Raw genomic sequence first — 21,792 nt, forward strand, 5'->3', positions numbered from 1 at the left:
GCCCCACACAGAAGGAACGCCTTATGGCTTTTTGGCTCGCCCGAGGCAGAAACGGGCAGGATAGCGACTACATCCAACGCTTCGACCCGCGGTTTTGGACAATGAACTTTCCGCGCCCGATGATGGGATCGGTCACGACCATATCTGCTGATTCGCTACGGATTGATTGCGATTTCTACTCAGAAAACGATCTGGCTGGACTGATCTGGACCAGCGAAGATACGCTTAGCCACCCATTGCTGCGTTACGAAACCTCGCGCGACTATACCAGAACAACGCTGCGCTTTCACTGGCAGTCTGCGGGATTAATTCCCCTTGACCAGCCCAACGGCCCCACGCTGACCATTGAAGGCCGCGATGATACGGGTGCAGAGCGCGTCTGGTATGTCCGGCTGTGGAATTATGCCCAAGGGTCGCCAACCAACGCACAGATCACATTGCCTTTTTCCGATCTTGAAAGCGGCTATTCTCTGCCGGGAGAGCCGGTGCCTATGGCGGATATCGACCGGATGTTCATTTCTCTGGTTCCGCCAAATTACCGCGCAGGAAGTGACCAGCTATTGCCGGCCAGACGGCGAGGCAGGGCCATGATCAGCGCAATTTCGTGCGACGGGGACAAGCCGCTATTGGGCATCGGTGATGTCATGGTGCCGCCGCATGGTGAACGGATCGCCACGGCCTATGACGATGCTTATAACCAAACGCCGGCGCGGCTGGTTCGCGAAGCACTTGCGCTGGGATACCGTGACACTTTGCTCCATTATGTCGGCATGAGCCATTTCTTCCAGCTGGAGCAGAGCGGAAGCCGGCTGATAGCAACCGCAGACGGCCAGATCTGCGCATCCGCCCTGCGATGGCATCACTCGTTCCTGTCCGAGGCAAAAGCCGCCGGATATGACGTGGTGATATCGCTGTCTTACGAGCTGTTTGCAGAACATTGCCCCGAAGCATGGCAACAAGTGGCCTTCGATGGTGAAGCTGGCCGAACCGGATGGGAGCCGCCATCGGCACTATTGTCGCCCGCCAATGACAGTGCGATGGCATGGCTTCGCTCTGTGGCGGGTAATTTTATCGGGCTCCAAAGCGCCGCGGGATTGCCGGTCCGATTCCAGATCGGGGAGCCGTGGTGGTGGATTTCCGATGGATCCAAACCATGCCTGTATGATGCCGCATCAACAGCGGCCTTCACGGCGGAATTTGGTACCGAACCACCCGTCATCGAAACGTTACAAAGCGACCTGAATCTGGCGCAAACGGCTTTCCTCGACTGGGCTGGCGCCGTCCTGGCACAGTCGACGCTCGATCTGGCGCAGGCGGTGCGCGATGCGGCACCTGCTTCAGCCGAGATATCGCTGCTTGTTTTCACGCCGACAATATTGGACCCCAAAACCCCTGAACTGGTGCGCGCCAATGTACCGATCGGGTGGGCCTGGCCAGCTTTCGACCGGCTGCAGCTCGAAGATTATGATTGGCTGACAGACGGCGCGGATGGGTTGCGCAAAACTGCCTATGCGGCGTTTGACCAAAGGTTGGGTTACCCTGCCGCTCATCAGGATTATCTGTCCGGATTTGTTCTCAATCAGACCGATGCAGACCTCTATTGGCGGCGCATAGATCGCGGCCTGGATGACGCTGCGGAGCGCGGCGTGACGGTTCGCTATGTTTGGGCCCAGCCGCAGATCGCTCGCGATGGTTACACGCGCCTGCCCCCTATCAAGGACACTGACATGCTTGCCTTTGACGATGTACTCTACCCTCTGCCGTTTGGCAGCGATGCTGCTGTCAGCCCGGAATTTGCCACCACCATTGCCGTCACCGCCTCGGGCCATGAACGGCGTAATTCGCAGTGGTCAGACGCGCGGCTGCATTTCGATGTTGGTCCCGGAATCCGCTCGGAGCAGGAGCTGGGAACGCTCATTGCCTTTTTTCGCGCGCGGCGCGGTGCGGCCTGCGGATTCCGCATTGGCGACCCGTTTGATTACAGTTCAAACCAGATGACGGGTCTGCCCGCCCCCGATGACCAGCATATTGGTACAGGCGATGGTTTGCAGGCGGCATTCGCGCTGGTTAAAGCTTACGGCACCGCAGAAAATCCCCAAATTCGCCGTATCACGCGGCCACGGGAAGAAACCATTCTGATCGCCGTGAACGGTGAGCGGATTACGGACTGGCAGCATAGCGGCAAAGGCACGATTACGTTTGCCGCAGCGCCGCCGGAAGGCGCGCATATTACTGCCGGCTTTCTGTTTGATGTGCCGGTCAGATTTGCCGAAGATCGGCTCAACATAAACAGTGCCAGCTTCGCAGCCGGGGAAGCCGCTTCGGTACCGCTCATAGAAGTGCGCGAGGCTGTATGAGCCGCGTATTCTTTCGGTCCGAGCTGGAAACCGTGACCACCTATTGGCGCATCTTTCGCACGGATGGAGTGACGCTTGGTTTCACAGCGCATGACCGCGATTTGTGGTTTGACGGGATAGCGCACCGCTCCGCTCCCGGAATGGTTCCCAGTGCAATTCGCCACACCGTACAGCTCACCGGAGACAGTGCCGAAGTGTCGGGCGCACTTTCCCACGATGCAATTAACGACACCGATCTGCTGAGCGGACGATATGATCAAGCGCGGATTGAAATCGGCGTCGCCGATTGGAAAAGCCTGGACAATATGCTGCTATATGCAGGCCAGCTGGGCCGGATGTCGACCAATGACGGTCAGTTTACCGCAGAATTGCAATCTGCAAAATTCGAACTTGAGGCAGACATCGTCCCGCGCACCAGTCCCACGTGCCGTGCCCAGTTTTGCGGTCCCGGTTGCAATTTATCCGACGCACAATTTACGCAAATAAGTTCGATCACCGGCTTTGATCAAGGCAGCGGCCTCGTTACCATAGAAGCAGCCACCATAAGTGACCATGTCGGCGGCACTATTCGCTGGATTGACGGACCATTGGCGGGCCAGCGCAGCGGTATAATCAGTGCTTCGGAAACCGGCTTCCTATTGGACACGCCCGCATTGGATGAACGCATCATCGGCGCGCATATATATCTGCGCGAGGGGTGCGATCACCGCTACGTCACATGCAACACCCGGTTTGGCAATTCGGTCAATTTTAGGGGAGAGCCGTTCCTGCCGGGGAATGATCTGCTGGTTCGCGTACCGGAAAGCCGGTGAATAGCCGGATAGAGGCATTCGCCATAGCTGCCGAACAATGCGTGGGCGTGCAGTACCGGCTATATGGCCGCGACCCTGCATTTGGCCTCGACTGTGTCGGCCTGTTTCTTCACGCCCTGCGCGCATCGTGCGGCACGGTGCCTGGCACCCCGCGATACGGCCTCAGAAATACACGGTATGATTATCTCCCATCATTGGCGAAAGCCGCAGGTTTTGAAGCTGTCACCGATGATATGCGGCGCGGCGATTGTCTCTGCGCCGTTCCAGGAGCGGGGCAAATGCATATCGTGATTGCTCTTGGCCGCGATCTGTTGGTCCATGCCGATGCGAGCCAGCGAAAGGTCGTCTGGTCGGCCACTCCGATAATGTGGCCTGTTGTGCATCATTTTAGATTTACTGAAAGGGGATAAGCTTGTGGCGACTCTTCTACTGACGACAGTCGGAACGGCGCTGGGCGGACCGCTTGGCGGAGCTATTGGCGCATTTGCAGGCAGGGCGCTTGATAATGAAATTTTCGGAACGGGCAGCCGAGAAGGACCCCGGCTGGATGAACTGACCGTTTCGACGTCCAGCTATGGCACCGCGATACCCCGACATTTTGGTCTCATGCGCAGCGCCGGCAGCATCATCTGGGCAACCGAGTTATCCGAAAGCAGCGAAACGAGCGGCGGAAAGGGACAGCCAAAAACAACGACCTACAGCTATTCAACATCATTCGCTGTGGCGGTATCAAGCCGGCCGATCGCTGGCATCGGACGGATCTGGGCCAATGGTACGCTGCTGCGCGGTGCAAATGGCGCGCTGACCGTTGACGGCATGATGCGGGTTTACCGGGGCTATGGCGACCAGGCCCCAGATGCGCTGATTGCGTCACAGGAAGGATCTGCTGCTCCCGCGTTCAGGGGGCTCGCTTATGTTGTTTTTGAAAGTTTGCAACTGGCGGAATTTGGCAACCGTATTCCAGCACTGACATTTGAAGTGATCGCAGACGATACTCCATTTGCAATTGGCGATATTGTGTCATCGCGCTTGTCCCAAGCGACATCCCGGATCACATTGCCGCAATTGGCAGGCTTTTCAGATAATGGAGGGGCGGTTAGGCAGAAGCTTGAGGTTGTGGACTCCCTATTTCCGCTGGTTGCGACCGCGGCCCGCTCGGCCTTGAATATCGATGCGTCACCAGTATTTGAAAGCGTTGCGCGCGCGCTGCCTGAGGCTGTCAGCGGGATTGATGAAAGCGATTTTGGCCTCCTCACCGGCCTTGGCGCAAATCGTGACACTGCGGTTGAGACATCGTCATATGCGCTGCGATATTATGATACAGAGCGGGATTACTTGCCGGGCGTACAGCGCACGGCAGGACGGGCGATCAATTCGGGCGACACATTCGTCCAGTTCCCGGGGGCTCTCGCGCCGGATAATGCCAGGGCTTTGATCGAGGCGCGGCGGCTGCGCCATATCGGGCGGCAGACGACAATCCGCTGGCGAATGGTCGAACTTGATCCTGAATTGCAACCCGGCTGCGTGGTAACGGTGCCCGGACGGGCAGGAAAGTGGTTTATCCAATCGTCCGAATGGCGCGAAAATGGCATAGAACTGGAACTTATCAGCCTATTACCCAGCACTTCGGGGTCCGCAGCTGGTGACGGCGGCGCAATCATGCGGCGGCAAATTGCCGTCACGCCGCGAACTGCGCTTCGCGCGTTTGAATTGCCGTGGGACGGCAATGGCTCACCCTCTCAGCGCACAGTATTTGTCGCGGGCTCTGCCCTCGATAATGGACCCCCTGCTGCGTGGAGCGGAGCGGCATTGTTTTCCGAAACCGGCGGCAGACTTGATCCGGTCGGCAGTGCGGGCCCAGCGCAAGCCATCGGCGGAACGCTGTCGGCTGAACTCCCGCCGTCTCCATGCCTTCTGTTCGAACCGGATGCGGCGCTCGCAGTTACGGTCCACAGCGCAGAGATGACTTTTGTTTCCGACAGACTGGACGGCTTGTCTGCGGGAAATAACACTGTGTTGGTGGGACCGGAGCTGCTCCAGTTCGCAACAGCAGAGCAAATCGGTACGCGCGACTGGATTTTACGAGGATTGCTGAGAGGACGCGGCGGCACCGAAGCGATGGCCCGTACCTCGCATCAGCCCGGCGTACCAATAACGTTAATTGACCGTAATCTGATCGCAATCGGTAGCGGTGGCTTCAGCCCGGCGATGGCCGAACGCATCGCCGCAATTGGCAAAGGCGATGTTGAACCTGCTACCGCCATCATTGAAAATCCCGGTCTTGGCCTCAGGCCGCTGGCCCCTGTGCATGGTCAGCTGACGCAGCATACTGGCGGAGGCGTGTCCTTGTGCTGGGTCCGCCGGGCGAGAGGGGCCTGGAGATGGCTGGACGGGGTTGATAGTCCGTTGAACGAAGAACGGGAATTATATTGCGTCAGTGCCGGCTCCCCTGATGCGCCGGCATTCAGTTGGGAAACAGAGCGCCCGCTGCTCGAATTGCCTGACGAGTCGGCTCGGCTCCATTCTGGCCGCAATGTCTGGGTGCAGCAGGTTGGCGCACACGCAAAATCCGCGCCGCTATATTTAGGTGCACTTCCTTGATCCGTTTCAACTTGATCCGTTTTAATCGAACCAGCCCCCTCTTGATCGCGGAGTTTTCCAAATGACAGATTCTATTGCCTTTACCTCCACCTCTGCCCGATTCGGCCTGCCCTTTCTGATCGCAGGGCAGGCACAGAAAGAATTTACCGTCAATCAGGCGACCGCAATGACCGATGCGTTAATGCATGCCTCGGTCATTGCCGAACGAGCCGATCCACCGGCGGCGCCTGCGGAAGGGGATAGCTATATCATTGCCGCAAATGCCGGCAGCGTGTGGGCGGGCAAAACAGGCTATCTGGCAAGCTATCAAGGCGGCGTATGGATCATGGTAGCCCCGATAATCGGTATGCGCGTGTTCGATCAATCGTCGCGGCAAATGATCCATTTTGATGGAATATGGGTACGGCCGGTTACGCCAGTCATGCCGGTAACAGGTGTCACGCAGGATACTGAATTGCGACAGGCCTTTACGGACCTGATCGAAAGGCTTAAGGAAGCCAAGATTCTTACAGCGACATAGTTGGAACATTTGGGTTGCGACATGGTTCTGGAAGTTCACTCGAAGGAATATGGCAGGGATTTGGTTCAATAGCGCCGAAAAAGAGGCATTCTTGCAACAGTTTGGCATCATTGTTCACTTGCTACTCCTAAGAGGAAAAGTTAGAAAACTACCAATTCGGTGGCTCAAATTCGCTTAATATAAGGGGAACTACATAATGCGGAAACTCGTCATAGGAATGGCGATGGCCTCAACGGCCCTTGCTTCGCCAAGCCTCGCACGTGATGGACAATGGTATGTCGAGGCCAATGGTGGCCCGATGATCGTTGAAGATCCTGCGCTAGAGCTGGATAATGGTACAGGAACAATAAACGCTGACACAAGAAATGGTTATGATTTCGGCGGTATTGTCGGGTACGATTTCGGCGGCTTCCGTCTTGAGACAGAAGCCAGCTGGCGTGAGGCAGATATTGATGTGCTTCGGTCCCAAGCTGCGAACGTACCGATTTCGGGTTCGTCAACTTCGCTTGCGTTTGGGAACCAGGTAGCAGTTGGCGATGTAAATTCTCTAAGTTTCATGTTGAACGGCCTGGTCGACTTTGGCGATGATGATGGGGCTCAGGGATTCGTTGGTGGCGGCGTTGGTGTTGCTCGGACTGAACTTGAGGCTATTGTTAACCCAGACGTCCCGTTCACTGCTTTAAATGATTCGGACACTGGATTTGCTTGGCAACTTGTCGCCGGTATCCGTGCGCCGATCACAGATAATATTGACGCTGGCTTGCGTTATCGCATGTTTACCCACGAAAATATTAACATTGTCGATGCTTATGGACGCGGTCTTGAAACCAAGCTTCGTACACACTCCATACTCGGCACATTGACTTACAATTTCGGCGGAGCGCCGGAGCCGGTAGCGGTACCAGTGCCTGTAGCACCTCCACCACCGCCTCCTCCACCTCCGCCACCGCCTCCTCCACCAGCAGTGGTTGAGTGCAATAAAGGCCCTTACATCGTGTTCTTTGAATGGGATCAGTCGGATATTACTCCGGAAGCTGCTACCATTCTGAATAACGCTGTGTCGGCCTACGCAAATTGCGGTTCGGCTTCGGTAATGCTTGCCGGTCACGCGGATGCTTCCGGTACGAAAACCTACAATGTGGGTCTGTCCCAACGTCGTAATGCATCGGTCACGGATTATCTCGCTGGTCGCGGTGTTCCAATGGGCCGCATTTCGAGCGAAGCATTCGGTGAAACTGCTCTGCGTGTACCAACGGCTGATGGTGTACGTGAATTGCAGAACCGCCGCGTTGAAGTAACTTACGGTCCAGGCTCGGGCATGTAAGTTCTCTTAAACGTTCAAATCTTGAAAGGGGCTGGAGCAATCCGGCCCCTTTTCTGTTATGCAGGCCGTATTTCAACGGAGGCTTATATAATGATACAGTTACGCGCGCTTGCCGGTTTAGGCGTTCTTTCGATAATGTCTGCCTGTAGCGGACCCGCTTCTAATTTGCCTGCGTCCGACACGGCAACGTCAATCACACAAATTGGTAAAGCCGACCTTTTTCTGGCGGACGGAACGTCTGCGGGCACCGCTGCTATCCTAACTGATGATGGTGCCGTGACGCTTACTGTAGACGCAAAAAACCTACCGTCCGGCCCGCATGGTTTTCATCTGCATCAAACCGGACGCTGTGAAGCGCCCGATTTCGCGTCTGCAGGTGGGCACCTCAACCCGCTCGACAAAACTCATGGCTCACTTTCTGAAGACGGCAGCCATGTTGGTGACCTGCCAAACCTTGATATCACAGAGGACGGTACCGGCACACTTAACGCCCCGCTTCAAGGGAGCACCGATGAGCTGACCACCTGGCTTCATGACGAGGATGGCACGGCTGTTATGATCCACGTCGATGCCGATGATTACATCACCGATCCGACCGGCAATGCGGGCAGCCGCCTCGCATGTGGTATTTTACGCGTCAGTGATAACCCTGACTAGAGGCCGCTTTCGCCAGCCATCTTCGCGCGGGCGATCATGCTTTTTCCAGCTTGCGGGACCAGCTTGATCGCCGCGAGAAGCAGACATAGGCCCACAGGAGCAATCCACAGTGTCGCCGTAACACCTTTGGCCAGATCCCCGCCATTTTGCGCAGACACATAGCCAGCCAAAAATGGTCCCAAAGCCAGGCCCACCAATGTTGTTGACAAGAAAAATGTTGCGGTTGCCGCGCCCCGCATTCTTGGCAGAACCAACGCCTGGCTAGATGCCGCAGCAGCGCCGAGCGCCGAAGAGGCCAGACCGCCTGAGAAAAATGCGAGGATCAGAAATGTCGTGAGATCACTGGTCGAAAACTGCCACATCATCACCGGCACGGGCGACAACAGACCAAATAAAATTACAAAAATTCGGCCGGCCTGATATTTCTTGACCAACGCGTCGGCCATCCATCCGCCCAGAACAACGCCTGCAAAACCTGCCACGGCGCTCGGCCCGCCGACATATAATCCCAAATCAGCCTTACTGATATCAAATACGCGCTCGGCATATGGGGCAGTGAAGAACGATGCAGAATAGGCAATAAATGCCACCGTGCCATATCCCAAAATGGTGCAGAGAAACGCTGGCGAGCCCCAAGTGAGTTTAAACGTTGGCAAATCGCGGGCTCGCAGGTTCGTCGCCCAACAAAACACAGCGTAACAGCCGATCGTCATGAACAACCATTGGTCAGCGATCGTTATAGTATCTGTGATCAATCCCAGGATCCGGCCCTGCTCCATAGCGAGCACATTGGTGATCGCTATGGCCGTTACGAACAGGGCGGACAGCACCGCCAGATTAATCGCCAGTGCCAGCTTGCCACGCTTTGCGGCGCCAAGAATCGTGAATGGCGGAATGACCGTCATCATTTCCTGAAAGAAACCGCGGAAAGGGTGCGGATCTTCTTCGGTATGTATGCCATCCGTCGCACCCCGAACCGGCTCTTTCAACGTGATAACCCACAATGCCAAAAGCAGACCCGGCAGACCGACCGCGATGAAAGCTGCCTGCCAGCCAACAAGGTCCAAGGGGCCGCCGCCAGGATAGGCGTTGTTCCAGCTTTCAACGATTACACCGCCGATAAACAGAGACAGTCCGCCGCCGATGTAAATACCCGACGAATAGATCGCCAGAGCGGTCGCCCTGATCCGCGCGGGGAACCAGTCGGAGATTAGCGAGTAGGCCGCCGGACTGGCAGAGGCTTCACCCACGCCCACACCAACGCGGGCGAATGTCAAAGTCGCGGCGTCACGCGCGAAACCGGAAATGACTGTCATGGCTGACCATAAAGTCAGCCCAATCGTCATGAGCCGGACCCGTTTCCAACTGTCCGCCAAGCGGCCCAGCGGGATGCCAAACAGCGCATAAAAAATGGCAAAAGCGGTCCCGTATAAAAAGCCGAGATAGGCATCATCAATGCCGAGATCCGCCTTAATATCGTTAGCCAGGATCGACATTATCTGCCGATCGATAAAATTCAGAACATATATAACAACTAGAACCGACAATGCGTACCAACTATAGGGCGGAACGCTATCGTCAGCGGGGGGCGTAGCCTGAGTGATCGGGATGTCGCTGTCATTCTGCATAGATTACCCCATCTTCAAGACCGGCTTCCGCAAAGCCTTTTATCCGCAATCGGCAACTATCGCATTTACCGCAAGCGAAACCTTTATCTGTCGGATCATAGCACGACCAGCTCATCCCTGTATCAAGTTCCAGCCTGTGAGCCTCTGCCGCTATCTCGGCCTTGGTCATATTATGCAGCGGCGTGTGCACAGTGAAAGGCTGCCCCTCCACGCCAGCCTTGGTGCCGAGCCGCGCAGTTTCTGTAAAGCTGGCGATAAATTCCGGCCTACAGTCGGGGTAGCCCGAATAATCGAGAGCATTCACGCCAATAAAAACATCGCGCGATTGGGTGGCTTCGGCCCATGCCAGCGTGAGCGATAAAAAAACCAGATTACGCGCAGGAACATAGGTCACGGGAATATCGCCGCTTACACCGGTTTTGGGCACGGATATATCATCTGTCAGGGCCGACCCGCCAAAGGCTCGCAAATCGAGGGGAAGAATGACGTGCCGCTGACATTCCAACTGCTCGGCGATTTGTTTGGCGGATTCCAGCTCAATCCTGTGCCGCTGACCATAATCGATAGTCAACGCGTAGAGCGTATATCCCGCTTCCCTCGCCAGTGCCGCAGATACCATTGAATCCAGCCCGCCCGAGAGCAAGACAACCGCTGATGTGCCCGAAGTTTGAGAAGAATATGTCATCGCCTTCGGGCTAGTCGGTAATAGTATTTTAGGCAACGCGCTAGCTTAGCGCGCCTGAGACAAACTATTTGCATGCTCCGACGCGCCGCGCTTCGGCGCTAAACTGGAAAGGTGAGGAGCCAACCAACCCCTGCCCGTCAATCTGCAAGAGCGAACGAGTCTCGCGGCGTATGCTCGTTCTTCCATAGCCGTTATTTCCGCACGAATATTGCACTGTCACCTGGCTCTGGCCGTCTTCGACAATTGTTCGGCCACATGAATATCTGCGATGGCGCAGCTGGATCAGTTCCCAGCCTGAACGGACACACAGCTGAACCGAGCCAGTACCATCGCGGAAGCGAACTTCCCATTGCCCCCGATCAAGGCTTTGCAACATATTTGGAGTGGCCGGAGCCTGCGCCGTCGCAGGTGCGACTACGGTCGCGGCACCCAGACACACAATGGCAATGATCCTTTTCATAAAATTACTCTATCATAGTATTATGCGAATGAAAATCACTGTTGCATCTGCGCAAGACGATTGTGCCAGACGCGGTTATAAAAGCCGTTAAATGGCGATAGGGAAAACCTGCGAGCAAAACGCGCAATCGACTTTTATCACCCCATCATCGTCACGCATTTCGTTCAATTCCTGAGGCGGGAATGTGTTCAGCACGGACTGGTAATGCGCAATTGAACAGCGGCAACCGCGTATCACATGGGCGCCTGGTTCAACTTTGATGCTGTCTTCCTCGTGAAACAAGCGCCAAATAATCGCTTCCAGAGACAGCTCCTCATCCAGCAGTTCGTCATGCCGGATTGTACCGCCCATTATGGAAACGTGTTCCCAGTGCGGGTGATCGAGCCGGGCATGCAGTCGGTCGCGGCCATCCTCCCCATCGGGCAAATGCTGGATCAGAATTCCGCCTGCAACACATCCGTCGGGATCGTTGCGAACACCCAGCCGGATCAAGGTCGGCACTTGCTCTGACTGTACGAAATAATTTTCGCAAGCATTGGCTAGTGATTCGCCCTCTAGCGGAACGATCCCTTGGTACCGCTCACCGCCACCCACGCCGTCAAATGTTATGGCGAGGTACCCTTGCCCAAACAATGCGAATAGTGACGGATTGGAGCCCAGACCAGCCAAGCGTTCGGTATCGAAATCGACATATCCGCGTACCTCTCCGGCGCGGTAATCACAGGCCAGCAGCTTCACCACGCCGTCTTGCGTTTGTGCTTGCATGGTCATTTGCGCGCCAGCATCTTTCAGCAGGCCGCCAATCAGGGCGGCGAGGACCAAAGCCTCTGCCAATAAATGCCGGATCGGTGCAGGATAATCGTGTGCCGACAACACCGTATTGAGTACGCAGTCCAGCCGCACCGCTCTTCCGCGGGCATCGCGGGCCGGCAAAGTGAAATTGAGGATCTGGTCGGTGAATATTTCGGATTGTTGGCTCATGGCCACTATATGGGCAGCGCCGCCAGGAAAGCCAGCACTGCAAGATTTACAGCTTGCCTAAACACCACAACAGGATCGATTTTTGCGCATGCAGCCGGTTTTCTGCCTCGTCAAACACAACCGACTGATGGCCTTCAAAAACACTTTCGCTCACTTCATCACCTATGTGAGCGGGTAAGCAATGCAAAAACAAAGCGTCTGGTTTTGCGGCTTCTATCAGTGCATCATTGACTTGGAACGGGCGCATAGCTGACAGCTTTTCCTCTGCATCAGTCTGGCCCATCGATACCCAGGTATCCGTCACCAATATATCGGCATTGCTGGCCGCCGCCGCTGCATTGTGCGTCACATCAATCCGTGCGCCGCCGGCACGCGCCATATTGATGAATTCATCGTCCGGTTCATATCCTGAAGGCGTCGCTATCCGGACATTGAATTTCAACAATCCAGCGCCCTCCAGCAGCGAATGCAACACATTGTTACCATCCCCGAACCACGCCAGTTCCAGACCCGGCAAGGGCTTGCCATGCTCGATAATGGTCAGCAAATCAGCTACGATCTGGCACGGGTGCGATCGATCGGTGAGGCCATTGATAACCGGCACGGTCGCATGCTGCGCCATCTCGGTGATTTTGGCGTGATCATCTGTACGCATCATGATGGCATCGGCCATCCGGCTTAGCACGCGAGCTGTATCCGCTATCGTTTCGCCCCGGCCAAGCTGGCTGGTAGCTGACTCAAGAATGATCACGCTGCCGCCCAATTGCCGCATCGCCATATCAAAACTGACGCGGGTCCGGGTCGAGCTTTTCTCAAAAATCATCGCGAGTACGAACCCTGCCAGCGGCGCGTCGCTATCCGCCTGGCCTTTTGGCCAGCTCCCGCGCGCAGCTTTGCGGTCCTGCGCACCACTTATCATCGCGGCGATGGTATCACCGCCCGCGTCAGCCAGGTCGAGAAAATGGTGCAGACCGCCCGCCAGCGCCATCACGCAGCCTGCGGGATTGTATAATCGGCTGCACCAGCAGACAGTTTCTCGAAAAACTCGTCAATCTCGGCATCACCGATCACGAGCGGTGGGAGCAGGCGCAAAGTATTGTCGCCCGCTGCGACCATCAATAGCTGATGATGATCGCGCAGGTGCATGAAGAACGGCCGACTTTCGACTTTCATTTTCAGGCCAAGCATCAAGCCCTTGCCGCGGACAAGTTCAAACAAATCGGGATAATTGCCGATAAACTGTTCAAGACGGCTGCGGATACGTTCACCCTTTTCCCGCACCGAAGCAAGAAAATCCTCATTCGCGACCGCCTCCATAACCGCGGTTCCCGCCGCCATAGCAAGCGGGTTCCCGCCATAGGTTGACCCATGTGTTCCAAACGTCATTCCCCGCGCACCCTTTTCGGTGGCCAAACAGGCCCCCAGCGGAAACCCGCCGCCAATGCCCTTGGCGGTCGCCAGGATATCGGGTGCGATCCCATATTGTTCATACGCATAGAGTGTGCCGGTCCTGGCAACGCCGCACTGGACTTCGTCCAGTGCCAGCATCAGATCATGCTCGTCAGCCAGCGCACGCAAGCCTTGCAGAAATTCGTCGGACGCGGGGCGAATACCGCCTTCGCCCTGAATTGGCTCGACCAGAAAGCCCGCTGTGTTTGGACCAATGAGCGCCCTGGCTGATGCCAGATCGTCAAACTCGGCATATTTGAAGCCTTCCAGCAGCGGCATGAAACCATGATGCATCTTGGTTTGGTTAGACGCACTGATCGTCGCCATCGTCCGCCCGTGGAAAGCGTTGGTGAATGTGATGATCTCGTGCCTGTGATCATTATCATGCGACTGGTGATAGGCGCGGACAGCCTTGATTGCTGTCTCGACCGCTTCGGCACCCGAATTGGTGAAGAACACTGTATCGGCGAATGTATGGTCCACCAGCATCTGCGCCAACTTCTCGCCCTGCGGGCTGCCATACAGATTGGACACATGCATCAATGTTTCTGCCTGTTCCTGAATCGCCTTAATCAAGCCAGGATGCGAATGGCCGAGCAGATTTACCGCAATCCCGCTGGCAAAATCCAGGTAGCGGGTGCCGCTTTCATCGATCAAATGGCAGTGCTCGCCGCGCACGGGGCGGACACTGCACCGGGGGTAAACAGGCATGAGCGGGGTAATGGCCATTACGATAATTCCTAAGTTCGATCGGCGTTGCAAATGCCGCCAAAAATGAATGGCGACCCCATCGGGGCCGCCATCCATGAAGTATATTCATCTGCAACTATACCGGTCAATCAGGAAAGCCGTATTGCGGCATGGACCGTATAATTACAAATGCGGCTGTCACGCGTCCGCAGGGACGAGATTGACCGCCGAATGCTTGCCGCGTCGATCAACTTCAAGGTCAAACTTGAACCGTTCGCCTTCGTTGATCTCTGTCAGACCGGACCGTTCAACCGCGCTGATATGCACGAATGCATCGGGCTGGCCATCATCACGTACAAGAAAACCAAAGCCCTTCATTGCGTTGAAAAACTTGACTGTGCCCGTCGCGCTGTCACCGGTGAGTTCACGCTGCGGCGCACCGCCGCGGTCACCACCTGCGCCGCCGCCACTGCGTTTCTCGACCGGGATCACATCGCCGACAACCTGAATGTCCTGGGCGGATGTCTTGCCGCCCCGGTCAACCAGATTATATTCAAGACCCTGACCCTCGGCGAGCCCTTCAAGACCGGCGCGCTCTACTGCGCTAATGTGAACAAACACATCCTCACCGCCGCCTTCTTGCTGGATAAAGCCGAAGCCTTTTTCACCATTGAAGAATTTTACGACGCCTTTGCCCGTACCAACGACCTGGGCAGGCATGCGGTCTGAGCCGCCGCCCTGGCCGCCGCGGAAACCGCCACCACCGCCGCCGCCGCGATTGCCGCCGCCGCTATACCGGTCTCCGCCGCCGAAACGATCGCCGCCGCCGCCGCCATAAGTATCACCGCCGCCGAAATTACCGCCGCCGCCGAAGGGATCGAAACTGTCTTCACCAAAACCATCGCGCTTATCGCGGCCCCGGCCCCGACGCCCTCTATCATAACCCATAATCTAACACGTACCTTCGTCACCGCCCCGAAATTTGCAATGCTGGCAACGCGAACGGTGAACGTTCCAAGCAGGGGTCAGGCAGAAAACGATTCACGCCAAACCGATACAAATAAAACATAGCGCAAAAACCGCCGATGCGCGAATGATTTTGTATACTGCGCACGCAGGCAATAGAATATGCGGCGTTCGAGTGCTGAATACGATGCTGTTTTTTGCACTATTCTGCGCAAATTTTGCGCGGCGGGCCAAGCTGTGCCATTAACCACTCACGATAAAACAATGGAAATTTTTAGAGATAAATATGAGTGATTTCCGTCATTTAGATGATCATATTATGGTCAGCCCGCAAATCAGCCTATCCGATATTCATACCGCGAAGGCGCAAGGGGTGAGGCTTATCATCAATAACCGGCCGGATGATGAAGACCCCGGCCAGTTAACAGGTGCGGAGGTGGAAGCCGCCGCCTGTGCCGCGGGAATCACCTATCTATCGATTCCCGTCGGACATGCGGGATTTGGCGATGCGCAGGTCGCAGCGATGGCGAGCGCGCTTCACGGTGCCGATGGCCGTGTCCTTGCCTATTGCCGGTCAGGAACGCGGTCGACTTTATTGTGGGCGTTGTCCCAGGCACACCAGGGGAGAGATCCAGATGCGCTTGCGGCCGCTGCAAAATCTGCAGGCTATGATGTATCGCCTGTCCATCAGGCCATGAAGGCGCTTGCTGCGAAGACGGAATGAGCGGATAATGCCGAAGTTCGGCTGTAAAAACTCTGCAACGATGCCGGTTAGGATAGCCGTAAAGTCTCGACGGATAATGCCCGTTATGGCAGAAGATCGGGGATGGATTATCTGATTCAGCTCGGCGGGTCGTTGGCCGCCATTCTGGCTGTAGTCTGGCTGGTGCGCCGGATGAAACTCGGCGGTGATATCCGGATTACAGGCGAGGCACATGCGCGCCAATTGGCCGATGAAGTGGAAAGCGGGTTCGCGCCAGTTGATATTACCATCGACATGGCAGGATATGGCGCGTTGATGCGCGATGCGGATGGCCGCATATTGATAGTGCGCCAGCATGGCACTCACTTTGCCGGGCGGGTCATGACGCGCCGTCCTGATGCGCGGCTTGATCAGCATCAGCTGACTATCCGTCCGGACGATAATTGGTTTGGCGCAGTGACGCTCAATCTGGGGCAGGATGCGGCCATCTGGGCGTCGAGTCTGCGCCGGTTGGAGCCTGGCAATGCCTGACTTGCCCCCTGATTTCAGCCCTACTGAATATGCCGTTCCAGCCTTTCTGCTTTTGATAATGATGGAGATGGTCTGGGCTTGGCGAACACGCCCCGAAAGTTACGAGGCGCGCGACACCCTGACCTCGCTCGCATTTGGGCTTGGCAGCACCGTCTCGGGCGCACTGTTTGGCGGTGCGGCGGTCATAGTGTTCTTTTGGGCCTATCAATATCGCCTGTTCGATTTGGGGGAACAATGGTGGCTGGTGTGGTGGGCATGGCCGCTCTGCTTTGTGCTCGATGACCTGAAATATTACTGGGTTCACCGCGCAGGTCACCGCATCCGGTGGTTCTGGGCGAGCCACGTCAATCATCATAGCAGCCAGCATTACAATCTCAGCACCGCGCTGCGGCAAAGCTGGACAGGTTCTTTCACGCTTGGCTTTCTGTTCGCCCTACCACTGGTTTTGTTGGGATTTCACCCGGCGATGATTGCCATCGCGGGGGGCTTTAACCTCGTCTACCAATTCTGGATCCATACTCAGGCGATTGACCGGATGCCGCGCTGGTTCGAAGCGGTGATGAACACCCCCAGTCATCACCGCGTCCACCATGCGACCAATCCGCGCTATCTTGACCGCAATTATGCGGGGGTGTTTATCATCTGGGACAAGATGTTCGGGACATTTCAGGAAGAAACAGCCGAGGAACGCATTCGGTACGGCATTGTCAAACAGCTCGGCAGTTTCAATCTGCTATGGGCGGTCTTTCATGAATGGGCAGGCATGCTGAACGATATCAAACGCGCGCCGTGGCGGCACAAATTGTCCTATCTGTTCCGCCCGCCCGGCTGGACCCATGATGACAGCCGCGAAACCTCCGACATGATCCGGGCGCGGTGGCTGGCACGCATGGGCGCGATCGGTAATCAATCAGTCGCTGCAATCCCGGCAGGTGAGAATAAGGCAATTGCCGTAAGTGATCCAGCCGCCTAACCCTTGCCATGAATAGGAGAGGGTATGCAGCAGTTTGATATAGTCGTTATCGGCGGCGGTAGCGCGGGCAGCGCAGTGGCAGGCCGCTTGGCCGAAGATGGAAATACCCGTGTCTGCTTGCTGGAAGCAGGCGGCAAGAACGACAATTTTCTCGTCAAAACGCCGGGCATGATGCCGTTCCTGCTGAAAAATGCCAATTACCGCTTCGACACTGTCCCGCAAAAGGGGTTGAATGGCCGTATCGGATATCAGCCACGCGGCAAGGGTCTGGGCGGATCGTCTGCCATCAACGCAATGGTCTATATTCGCGGGCACCGCTGGGATTATGACAATTGGGCCGAAATGGGCTGCGATGGCTGGTCATATGAAGATGTATTGCCATATTTCAAACGATCCGAGGGAAACGTCAGAGGGGGGGATAAGTACCACGGCGGCGACGGGCCGCTGGCGGTTGCAGACCAGGGCTGGGTCAATCCGACCAGCCGCGCCTTTGTCAGCAGCGCCGAATCGCTGCAGCTGCGCCGTAATGATGATTTCAACGGAGAACGCCAGGACGGCTTTGGCATTTATCAAGTGACGCAAAAGGACGGCGAGCGGTGGTCGGCCGCGCGCGCCTATATCGAGCCAGCGCGCGAAAAACAGAATCTGACTGTTCTGACGCGCACTCTGGTTGAGAGGCTGGTGATCGAAAATGGCCTGGTTACCGGCGTCGCGATTAAGCGCGGACGCAAAAGGGAGATTATCTCTGCAACCGGCGGTGTCGTGCTGTCGGCAGGTGCTTTTAACAGTCCGCAAATCCTGATGCTGTCCGGTATTGGCCCTGCCGATCACCTGCGCGAACACGGCATTGATGTCGTGGCCGATACCCCCGCCGTAGGCAGCGAATTGCAGGATCACATCGATTATGTGTCCAGCTGGCAAACACAATCGAAAGATCCAATCGGTGACAGTCTGGCAGGTACAGTCCGTATGGCTAAAGCGATCATCGAACATCGCCGCAGCCGCACCGGCATTATGACCACGCCCTATGCCGAAGCTGGCGGATTCTGGAACGTGATGCCTGATGCACCTGCACCAGACATCCAGTGGCATTTCGTGCCCGCGATGCTGGAAGATCACGGACGCGAGAAAGTAAAGGGGCACGGCTTCTCGCTCCATGCCTGCGTTCTGCGCCCCGAGAGCCGCGGTACGGTGCGGCTCAATTCCGCGGACCCTGCCGATGCACCGCGGCTGGACCCGAATTTCCTTGATGATGCCCGCGATATCACGACCCTGCGCGCGGGCATCCGCCTGTCGCACCGTATTGTCGAGGCATCACCGCTGGCGGATTACAGACCGCAGGATCGCCATCCGGTTGATCTGAATGACGATGCAGCACTGGACGCCTTGATCCGCAAGCGGGCTGACACTGTCTATCATCCGGTGGGTACATGTAGAATGGGCGCAGACGCTAACAGCGTGGTCGATACCAAGTTGAAAGTGCGCGGGGTCAACGGCCTGTGGATTGCCGATGCCAGCATTATGCCCAAAATCGTCAGCGGAAACACAAATGCGCCATCTATTATGATTGGCGAACGCTGTGCAGATTTTGTGAAGGAATCTCGAAAATAGAGTTTTCTGTTTTCGACCCGCAAACGCCGGGCGCTCGTATCCGCAGGCTTGGCTACGCCTAGCGGCGGCACGCGGCTGGCGCGGTAATTCAAGCGACTGGATAAAAGAACCATCGCTTGAGGCAACCCGAAAACTCACCTCCCCAAAAAAAGGCCGGAGCAATAAGCCCCGGCCCGTAAAAGTGTTGTTCGCAGGAGGAACGTCGTGCGGCGGGAACGGGAGGGGAGAGGATCTCCCGGCCCCGCCGAACTTGGTGAATTGATTGAGCCCTAATTATAGGCGCGTTCGCCGTGCTCCGAGATATCGAGGCCGTCGACTTCGACTTCCTCGCTAACGCGCAGACCAATAAGAGCTTTGACGATCAGGCCAGCAACCAGAGTGCCGATACCGGCCCATGCAATTGTAACAAGCACGCCGTAGGTTTGGATGCCGAGCTGCGCGCCAACCCCAACCGAACCGTCGCCGGGGCCGCCAAGGAAGGGTTGATACACAATCGCCGTACCGATCGCGCCAACGATGCCGCCCACACCGTGGATACCAAAAGCATCCAGTGAGTCGTCATAGCCGAACTTGGCCTTGACCTTGGCAACAAAGAAGTAACACACAGCCGAGGACACAATGCCGAGCAGGATCGCACCGAACGGGCCGGAATTGCCCGCCGCAGGCGTTACGGCAACAAGGCCAGCAATCACGCCCGAACAAAAGCCCAGAGCAGAGCCTTTGTGGCCCATCATGCGTTCAATCACCATCCAGGTCAAAGCACCCGCAGCGGTTGCGACAAATGTGTTGATCATGGCAAGGCCAGCCGAGCCGTCTGCTTCAAGAGCGGAGCCGGCATTGAAACCAAACCAACCAACCCACAACAGACCGGTGCCGATCATAGTCATGGTCAGGCTGTGCGGCGGCATCGGTTCGCTCGGATATCCGCGGCGCTTGCCCAGAAGGTAAGCGAGCACGAGGCCGGAAATACCGGCATTAATATGCACCACTGTGCCGCCCGCAAAATCAAGCGCACCATCTTCAAACAGCAATCCGCCGCCTGCCCATACCATATGTGCAATCGGGAAATAGACGATAGTCAGCCAGATGGGCACGAAAGCCATAACCGCGCTGAATTTCATCCGCTCTGCTGTTGCGCCCAGAATCAGCGCCGCAGTAATTGCCGCAAACGTCATTTGGAAACTGATGAAGACATATTTGCTGATAACTTCATCGGTAAAAGTCGCTGCCGTGCTGCTTGCATCTGTGCCGGACAGGAAATAGCTGCCACCACTGACAAACAGCCCCAGAGCGCCCTCATAGGTGGTGTCACCAAACGCCAGTGAATAGCCCCACATCACCCATACCAGCATTGCCAAACTGGCTGTCGCGCCGATTTGCGTCATGGTGGAAAGCATGTTTTTGGAACGGGTCAGCCCGCCATAAAACAGTGTCAGGCCAGGAATTATCATCAACAGAACCAAAATTGTGGCTGTCATCATCCACGCGTTGTTACCGGGGTTGGCAACGGGCTCGGCAACCTCTGCTGCCTCTTGTGCCCATGCGGGCGCCGCCGCCAGGAGCGACAAACCCAGCGTGCCTAAGCCGCCAAAAGTTGTGCGGATCATGGAAGTGTCCTTCATTTCGATTTGCGGGATCATAGCGCCGTCTCCCCAGTCTCGCCGGTGCGGATGCGGGTCGCGTCGGCCAGATCGAGCACAAAGATTTTGCCGTCTCCGATTGTTTCATTGCTAGCAGTTTTCTGAATGGTCTCGACAACCTGCGCAGCGATTTCGTCGCTGGCGGCAATTTCGAGCTTCACTTTGGGAAGCATGTTTGTCGAGTATTCCGCCCCGCGATAGATTTCTGTCTGACCTTTCTGACGGCCAAAGCCTTTAACTTCGGACACGGTCATACCGGCCACGCCAATGGCGCCGAGCGCCTCGCGGACCTCGTCCAGTTTAAACGGTTTTATTACAGCGATGATGAATTTCAACGGTGCCCCCTTCAATTACATTACGAGCGCCGGACGAGCGCCGACTTCGCAAGCGCAGCAAACACCGTGCCAAAATCGAAAAGTTACCGAATCCCTAAGCGCGATGACAGGAGGGCGCACAGGCCGCGCAGTGCGCCGCGTCTAATTATTCAGCACCGCTTATTAAATAGGCAGGTGTAGCTGCGCCAGAACGGGCAAATGGTCAGATGCCTGTGCTGCGGCCGCGCTATGATGCACACCTGATGCCGAACAGCGCCATTCCGCGCTTGCCACAATCCGGTCGAGGCACGCCAAAGGCTGGCGGCTGGGAAAGCTTTTGCCCAGAGGCAGCGACTGCCAGGCCGGCCCAAACTCTTGCATCGCACCAGTGTGCAGGCCCCATTGGTTGAAATCACCCATAATCACAGCCGGATAATTGGCTGGCAATGCGTCATTGGCGCCAAGAATTGCTTTGATCTGGGCGCGGCGCCGCAAACCGGACAAGTCAAGATGAGCCCCGAACACACGAATGTGTGACCCCGCGACTGATAGATCAGTACGTACCGCGCCGCGCGGCTCGAGGCTCGGCAAATGCACTGCCTGCGCGTTCAATACTTCAATTGCGCGGCGCACCAGTATTGCGTTGCCATGCCAGCCAATGCTTCGGGGGCGAGTGGCCACCGGCACGATTTTCCAATCGGTATCATCAATGAGCGCGCGCGGCAGAACGCTGGCCCGCTGGCCGATCCGCAAATCCGCTTCCTGCAAGGCGATAATATCTGCGTCTATTTCCCTAAGGACCGCGATAATCCGCGCCGGATCACGGCGCATATCATTGCCGATAGCCTTGTGAATGTTATAACTGGCGAATGTCAGTATCACGCGCGTGC

The 21,792-nt window shown here is 56.4% G+C and carries 20 protein-coding genes; 11 read left to right on the top strand and 9 right to left on the bottom strand.

Annotated elements, in window-relative coordinates; genetic code table 11:
• Window positions 1-23: 23 nt before the first annotated feature.
• The 7 genes from WA922_RS04425 (at window position 24) to WA922_RS04455 (ending at window position 8,271) form a co-directional block, all read left to right on the top strand.
• Window positions 24-2,357 carry a DUF2460 domain-containing protein gene (locus WA922_RS04425; protein ID WP_424770467.1) on the top strand — a complete coding sequence of 778 codons (2,334 nt, stop codon included), beginning with the start codon at window positions 24-26 and terminating at the stop codon, window positions 2,355-2,357.
• Window positions 2,354-3,169: a DUF2163 domain-containing protein gene (locus WA922_RS04430; protein WP_424770468.1), complete on the top strand. Its 816-nt coding sequence runs from the start codon at window positions 2,354-2,356 to the stop codon at window positions 3,167-3,169. Before WA922_RS04425 ends, WA922_RS04430 begins: the two co-directional genes overlap by 4 nt.
• Window positions 3,166-3,579 carry an NlpC/P60 family protein gene (locus WA922_RS04435; protein WP_424770469.1) on the top strand — a complete coding sequence of 138 codons (414 nt, stop codon included), beginning with the start codon at window positions 3,166-3,168 and terminating at the stop codon, window positions 3,577-3,579. The genes WA922_RS04430 and WA922_RS04435 overlap by 4 nt, the downstream gene beginning before the upstream one ends.
• Window positions 3,580-3,583: 4 nt before the next feature.
• Window positions 3,584-5,770 carry a phage tail baseplate protein gene (locus WA922_RS04440; RefSeq protein ID WP_424770470.1) on the top strand — a complete coding sequence of 729 codons (2,187 nt, stop codon included), beginning with the start codon at window positions 3,584-3,586 and terminating at the stop codon, window positions 5,768-5,770.
• 61 nt (window positions 5,771-5,831) lie between these two features.
• Window positions 5,832-6,290, top strand: coding sequence for a DUF2793 domain-containing protein (locus WA922_RS04445; protein WP_424770471.1), 459 nt, complete (start codon window positions 5,832-5,834; stop codon window positions 6,288-6,290).
• Window positions 6,291-6,486: 196 nt separating this feature from the next.
• The gene (locus WA922_RS04450; protein ID WP_424770472.1) at window positions 6,487-7,614 is read left to right on the top strand and encodes an OmpA family protein; all 1,128 of its coding nucleotides are present in this window, start codon (window positions 6,487-6,489) and stop codon (window positions 7,612-7,614) included.
• 165 nt (window positions 7,615-7,779) lie between these two features.
• Entirely contained in the window at window positions 7,780-8,271 is a 492-nt protein-coding gene (locus WA922_RS04455) for a superoxide dismutase family protein (protein WP_424770473.1), read from the top strand.
• On the opposite strand, the gene WA922_RS04460 is transcribed toward WA922_RS04455, so the two are convergent.
• The 6 genes from WA922_RS04460 to WA922_RS04485 form a co-directional block, all read right to left on the bottom strand.
• Entirely contained in the window at window positions 8,268-9,899 is a 1,632-nt protein-coding gene (locus WA922_RS04460) for a spinster family MFS transporter (RefSeq protein WP_424770474.1), read from the bottom strand. The two genes, WA922_RS04455 and WA922_RS04460, sit on opposite strands and share 4 nt — an antisense overlap.
• Entirely contained in the window at window positions 9,889-10,584 is a 696-nt protein-coding gene (gene queC / locus WA922_RS04465) for a 7-cyano-7-deazaguanine synthase QueC (RefSeq protein WP_424770475.1), read from the bottom strand. Before queC ends, WA922_RS04460 begins: the two co-directional genes overlap by 11 nt.
• 547 nt (window positions 10,585-11,131) lie before the next feature.
• On the bottom strand, window positions 11,132-12,025 hold the full coding sequence (locus WA922_RS04470; RefSeq protein ID WP_424770476.1) for an Hsp33 family molecular chaperone HslO: 894 nt from the start codon (window positions 12,023-12,025) through the stop codon (window positions 11,132-11,134).
• Window positions 12,026-12,071: 46 nt separating this feature from the next.
• Window positions 12,072-13,013, bottom strand: coding sequence for an ornithine carbamoyltransferase (gene argF / locus WA922_RS04475; RefSeq protein WP_424770477.1), 942 nt, complete (start codon window positions 13,011-13,013; stop codon window positions 12,072-12,074).
• Entirely contained in the window at window positions 13,013-14,203 is a 1,191-nt protein-coding gene (locus WA922_RS04480) for an aspartate aminotransferase family protein (RefSeq protein WP_424770478.1), read from the bottom strand. The genes argF and WA922_RS04480 overlap by 1 nt, the downstream gene beginning before the upstream one ends.
• A gap of 159 nt (window positions 14,204-14,362) precedes the next feature.
• A complete protein-coding gene (locus tag WA922_RS04485) occupies window positions 14,363-15,112 on the bottom strand; it encodes a cold-shock protein (protein ID WP_424770479.1) in 750 nt (249 codons plus the stop codon).
• A gap of 304 nt (window positions 15,113-15,416) precedes the next feature.
• Between WA922_RS04485 and WA922_RS04490 the strand changes: the two genes are divergently transcribed.
• The 4 genes from WA922_RS04490 (at window position 15,417) to WA922_RS04505 (ending at window position 18,948) form a co-directional block, all read left to right on the top strand.
• On the top strand, window positions 15,417-15,854 hold the full coding sequence (locus tag WA922_RS04490) for a TIGR01244 family sulfur transferase (protein WP_424770480.1): 438 nt from the start codon (window positions 15,417-15,419) through the stop codon (window positions 15,852-15,854).
• Window positions 15,855-15,956: 102 nt separating this feature from the next.
• Window positions 15,957-16,364: a hypothetical protein gene (locus WA922_RS04495; protein WP_424770481.1), complete on the top strand. Its 408-nt coding sequence runs from the start codon at window positions 15,957-15,959 to the stop codon at window positions 16,362-16,364.
• Window positions 16,357-17,337, top strand: a complete 981-nt coding sequence (locus tag WA922_RS04500; RefSeq protein ID WP_424770482.1) for a sterol desaturase family protein — start codon at window positions 16,357-16,359, stop codon at window positions 17,335-17,337. Before WA922_RS04495 ends, WA922_RS04500 begins: the two co-directional genes overlap by 8 nt.
• Before the next feature lie 24 nt (window positions 17,338-17,361).
• Window positions 17,362-18,948, top strand: a complete 1,587-nt coding sequence (locus tag WA922_RS04505) for a GMC family oxidoreductase (RefSeq protein ID WP_424770483.1) — start codon at window positions 17,362-17,364, stop codon at window positions 18,946-18,948.
• 269 nt (window positions 18,949-19,217) lie between these two features.
• Here WA922_RS04505 and WA922_RS04510 read toward each other — a convergent pair whose 3' ends face one another.
• The 3 genes from WA922_RS04510 to WA922_RS04520 all read right to left on the bottom strand — a co-directional run bounded on the left by WA922_RS04510 (window position 19,218) and on the right by WA922_RS04520 (window position 21,784).
• Window positions 19,218-20,555, bottom strand: a complete 1,338-nt coding sequence (locus tag WA922_RS04510) for an ammonium transporter (RefSeq protein WP_424770484.1) — start codon at window positions 20,553-20,555, stop codon at window positions 19,218-19,220.
• Window positions 20,556-20,584: 29 nt separating this feature from the next.
• Complete coding sequence (locus WA922_RS04515; RefSeq protein ID WP_170014114.1) at window positions 20,585-20,923, bottom strand: P-II family nitrogen regulator; 339 nt, start codon at window positions 20,921-20,923, stop codon at window positions 20,585-20,587.
• A 162-nt stretch (window positions 20,924-21,085) separates the two neighbouring features.
• Window positions 21,086-21,784 (bottom strand): endonuclease/exonuclease/phosphatase family protein, encoded by a 699-nt coding sequence (locus WA922_RS04520; RefSeq protein ID WP_424770485.1) that lies wholly within the window; start codon window positions 21,782-21,784, stop codon window positions 21,086-21,088.
• Window positions 21,785-21,792 lie beyond the last annotated feature (8 nt).

Source organism: Pontixanthobacter sp. (assembly GCF_049682855.1).
GTDB lineage: Bacteria > Pseudomonadota > Alphaproteobacteria > Sphingomonadales > Sphingomonadaceae > Pontixanthobacter.

Bases quoted from the DNA above. Each gene is read 5' to 3' on its own strand.
- WA922_RS04430 (WP_424770468.1), top strand. From the start codon at position 2,354: ATGAGCCGCGTATTCTTTCGGTCCGAGCTGGAAACCGTGACCACCTAT.
- argF (WP_424770477.1), bottom strand. From the start codon at position 13,013: ATGGCGCTGGCGGGCGGTCTGCACCATTTTCTCGACCTGGCTGACGCG.
- WA922_RS04470 (WP_424770476.1), bottom strand. From the start codon at position 12,025: ATGAGCCAACAATCCGAAATATTCACCGACCAGATCCTCAATTTCACT.
- WA922_RS04485 (WP_424770479.1), bottom strand. From the start codon at position 15,112: ATGGGTTATGATAGAGGGCGTCGGGGCCGGGGCCGCGATAAGCGCGAT.
- WA922_RS04510 (WP_424770484.1), bottom strand. From the start codon at position 20,555: ATGATCCGCACAACTTTTGGCGGCTTAGGCACGCTGGGTTTGTCGCTC.
- WA922_RS04450 (WP_424770472.1), top strand. From the start codon at position 6,487: ATGCGGAAACTCGTCATAGGAATGGCGATGGCCTCAACGGCCCTTGCT.
- WA922_RS04490 (WP_424770480.1), top strand. From the start codon at position 15,417: ATGAGTGATTTCCGTCATTTAGATGATCATATTATGGTCAGCCCGCAA.
- WA922_RS04445 (WP_424770471.1), top strand. From the start codon at position 5,832: ATGACAGATTCTATTGCCTTTACCTCCACCTCTGCCCGATTCGGCCTG.
- WA922_RS04500 (WP_424770482.1), top strand. From the start codon at position 16,357: ATGCCTGACTTGCCCCCTGATTTCAGCCCTACTGAATATGCCGTTCCA.
- WA922_RS04495 (WP_424770481.1), top strand. From the start codon at position 15,957: ATGGATTATCTGATTCAGCTCGGCGGGTCGTTGGCCGCCATTCTGGCT.
- WA922_RS04425 (WP_424770467.1), top strand. From the start codon at position 24: ATGGCTTTTTGGCTCGCCCGAGGCAGAAACGGGCAGGATAGCGACTAC.
- WA922_RS04460 (WP_424770474.1), bottom strand. From the start codon at position 9,899: ATGCAGAATGACAGCGACATCCCGATCACTCAGGCTACGCCCCCCGCT.
- WA922_RS04480 (WP_424770478.1), bottom strand. From the start codon at position 14,203: ATGGCCATTACCCCGCTCATGCCTGTTTACCCCCGGTGCAGTGTCCGC.
- WA922_RS04505 (WP_424770483.1), top strand. From the start codon at position 17,362: ATGCAGCAGTTTGATATAGTCGTTATCGGCGGCGGTAGCGCGGGCAGC.
- queC (WP_424770475.1), bottom strand. From the start codon at position 10,584: ATGACATATTCTTCTCAAACTTCGGGCACATCAGCGGTTGTCTTGCTC.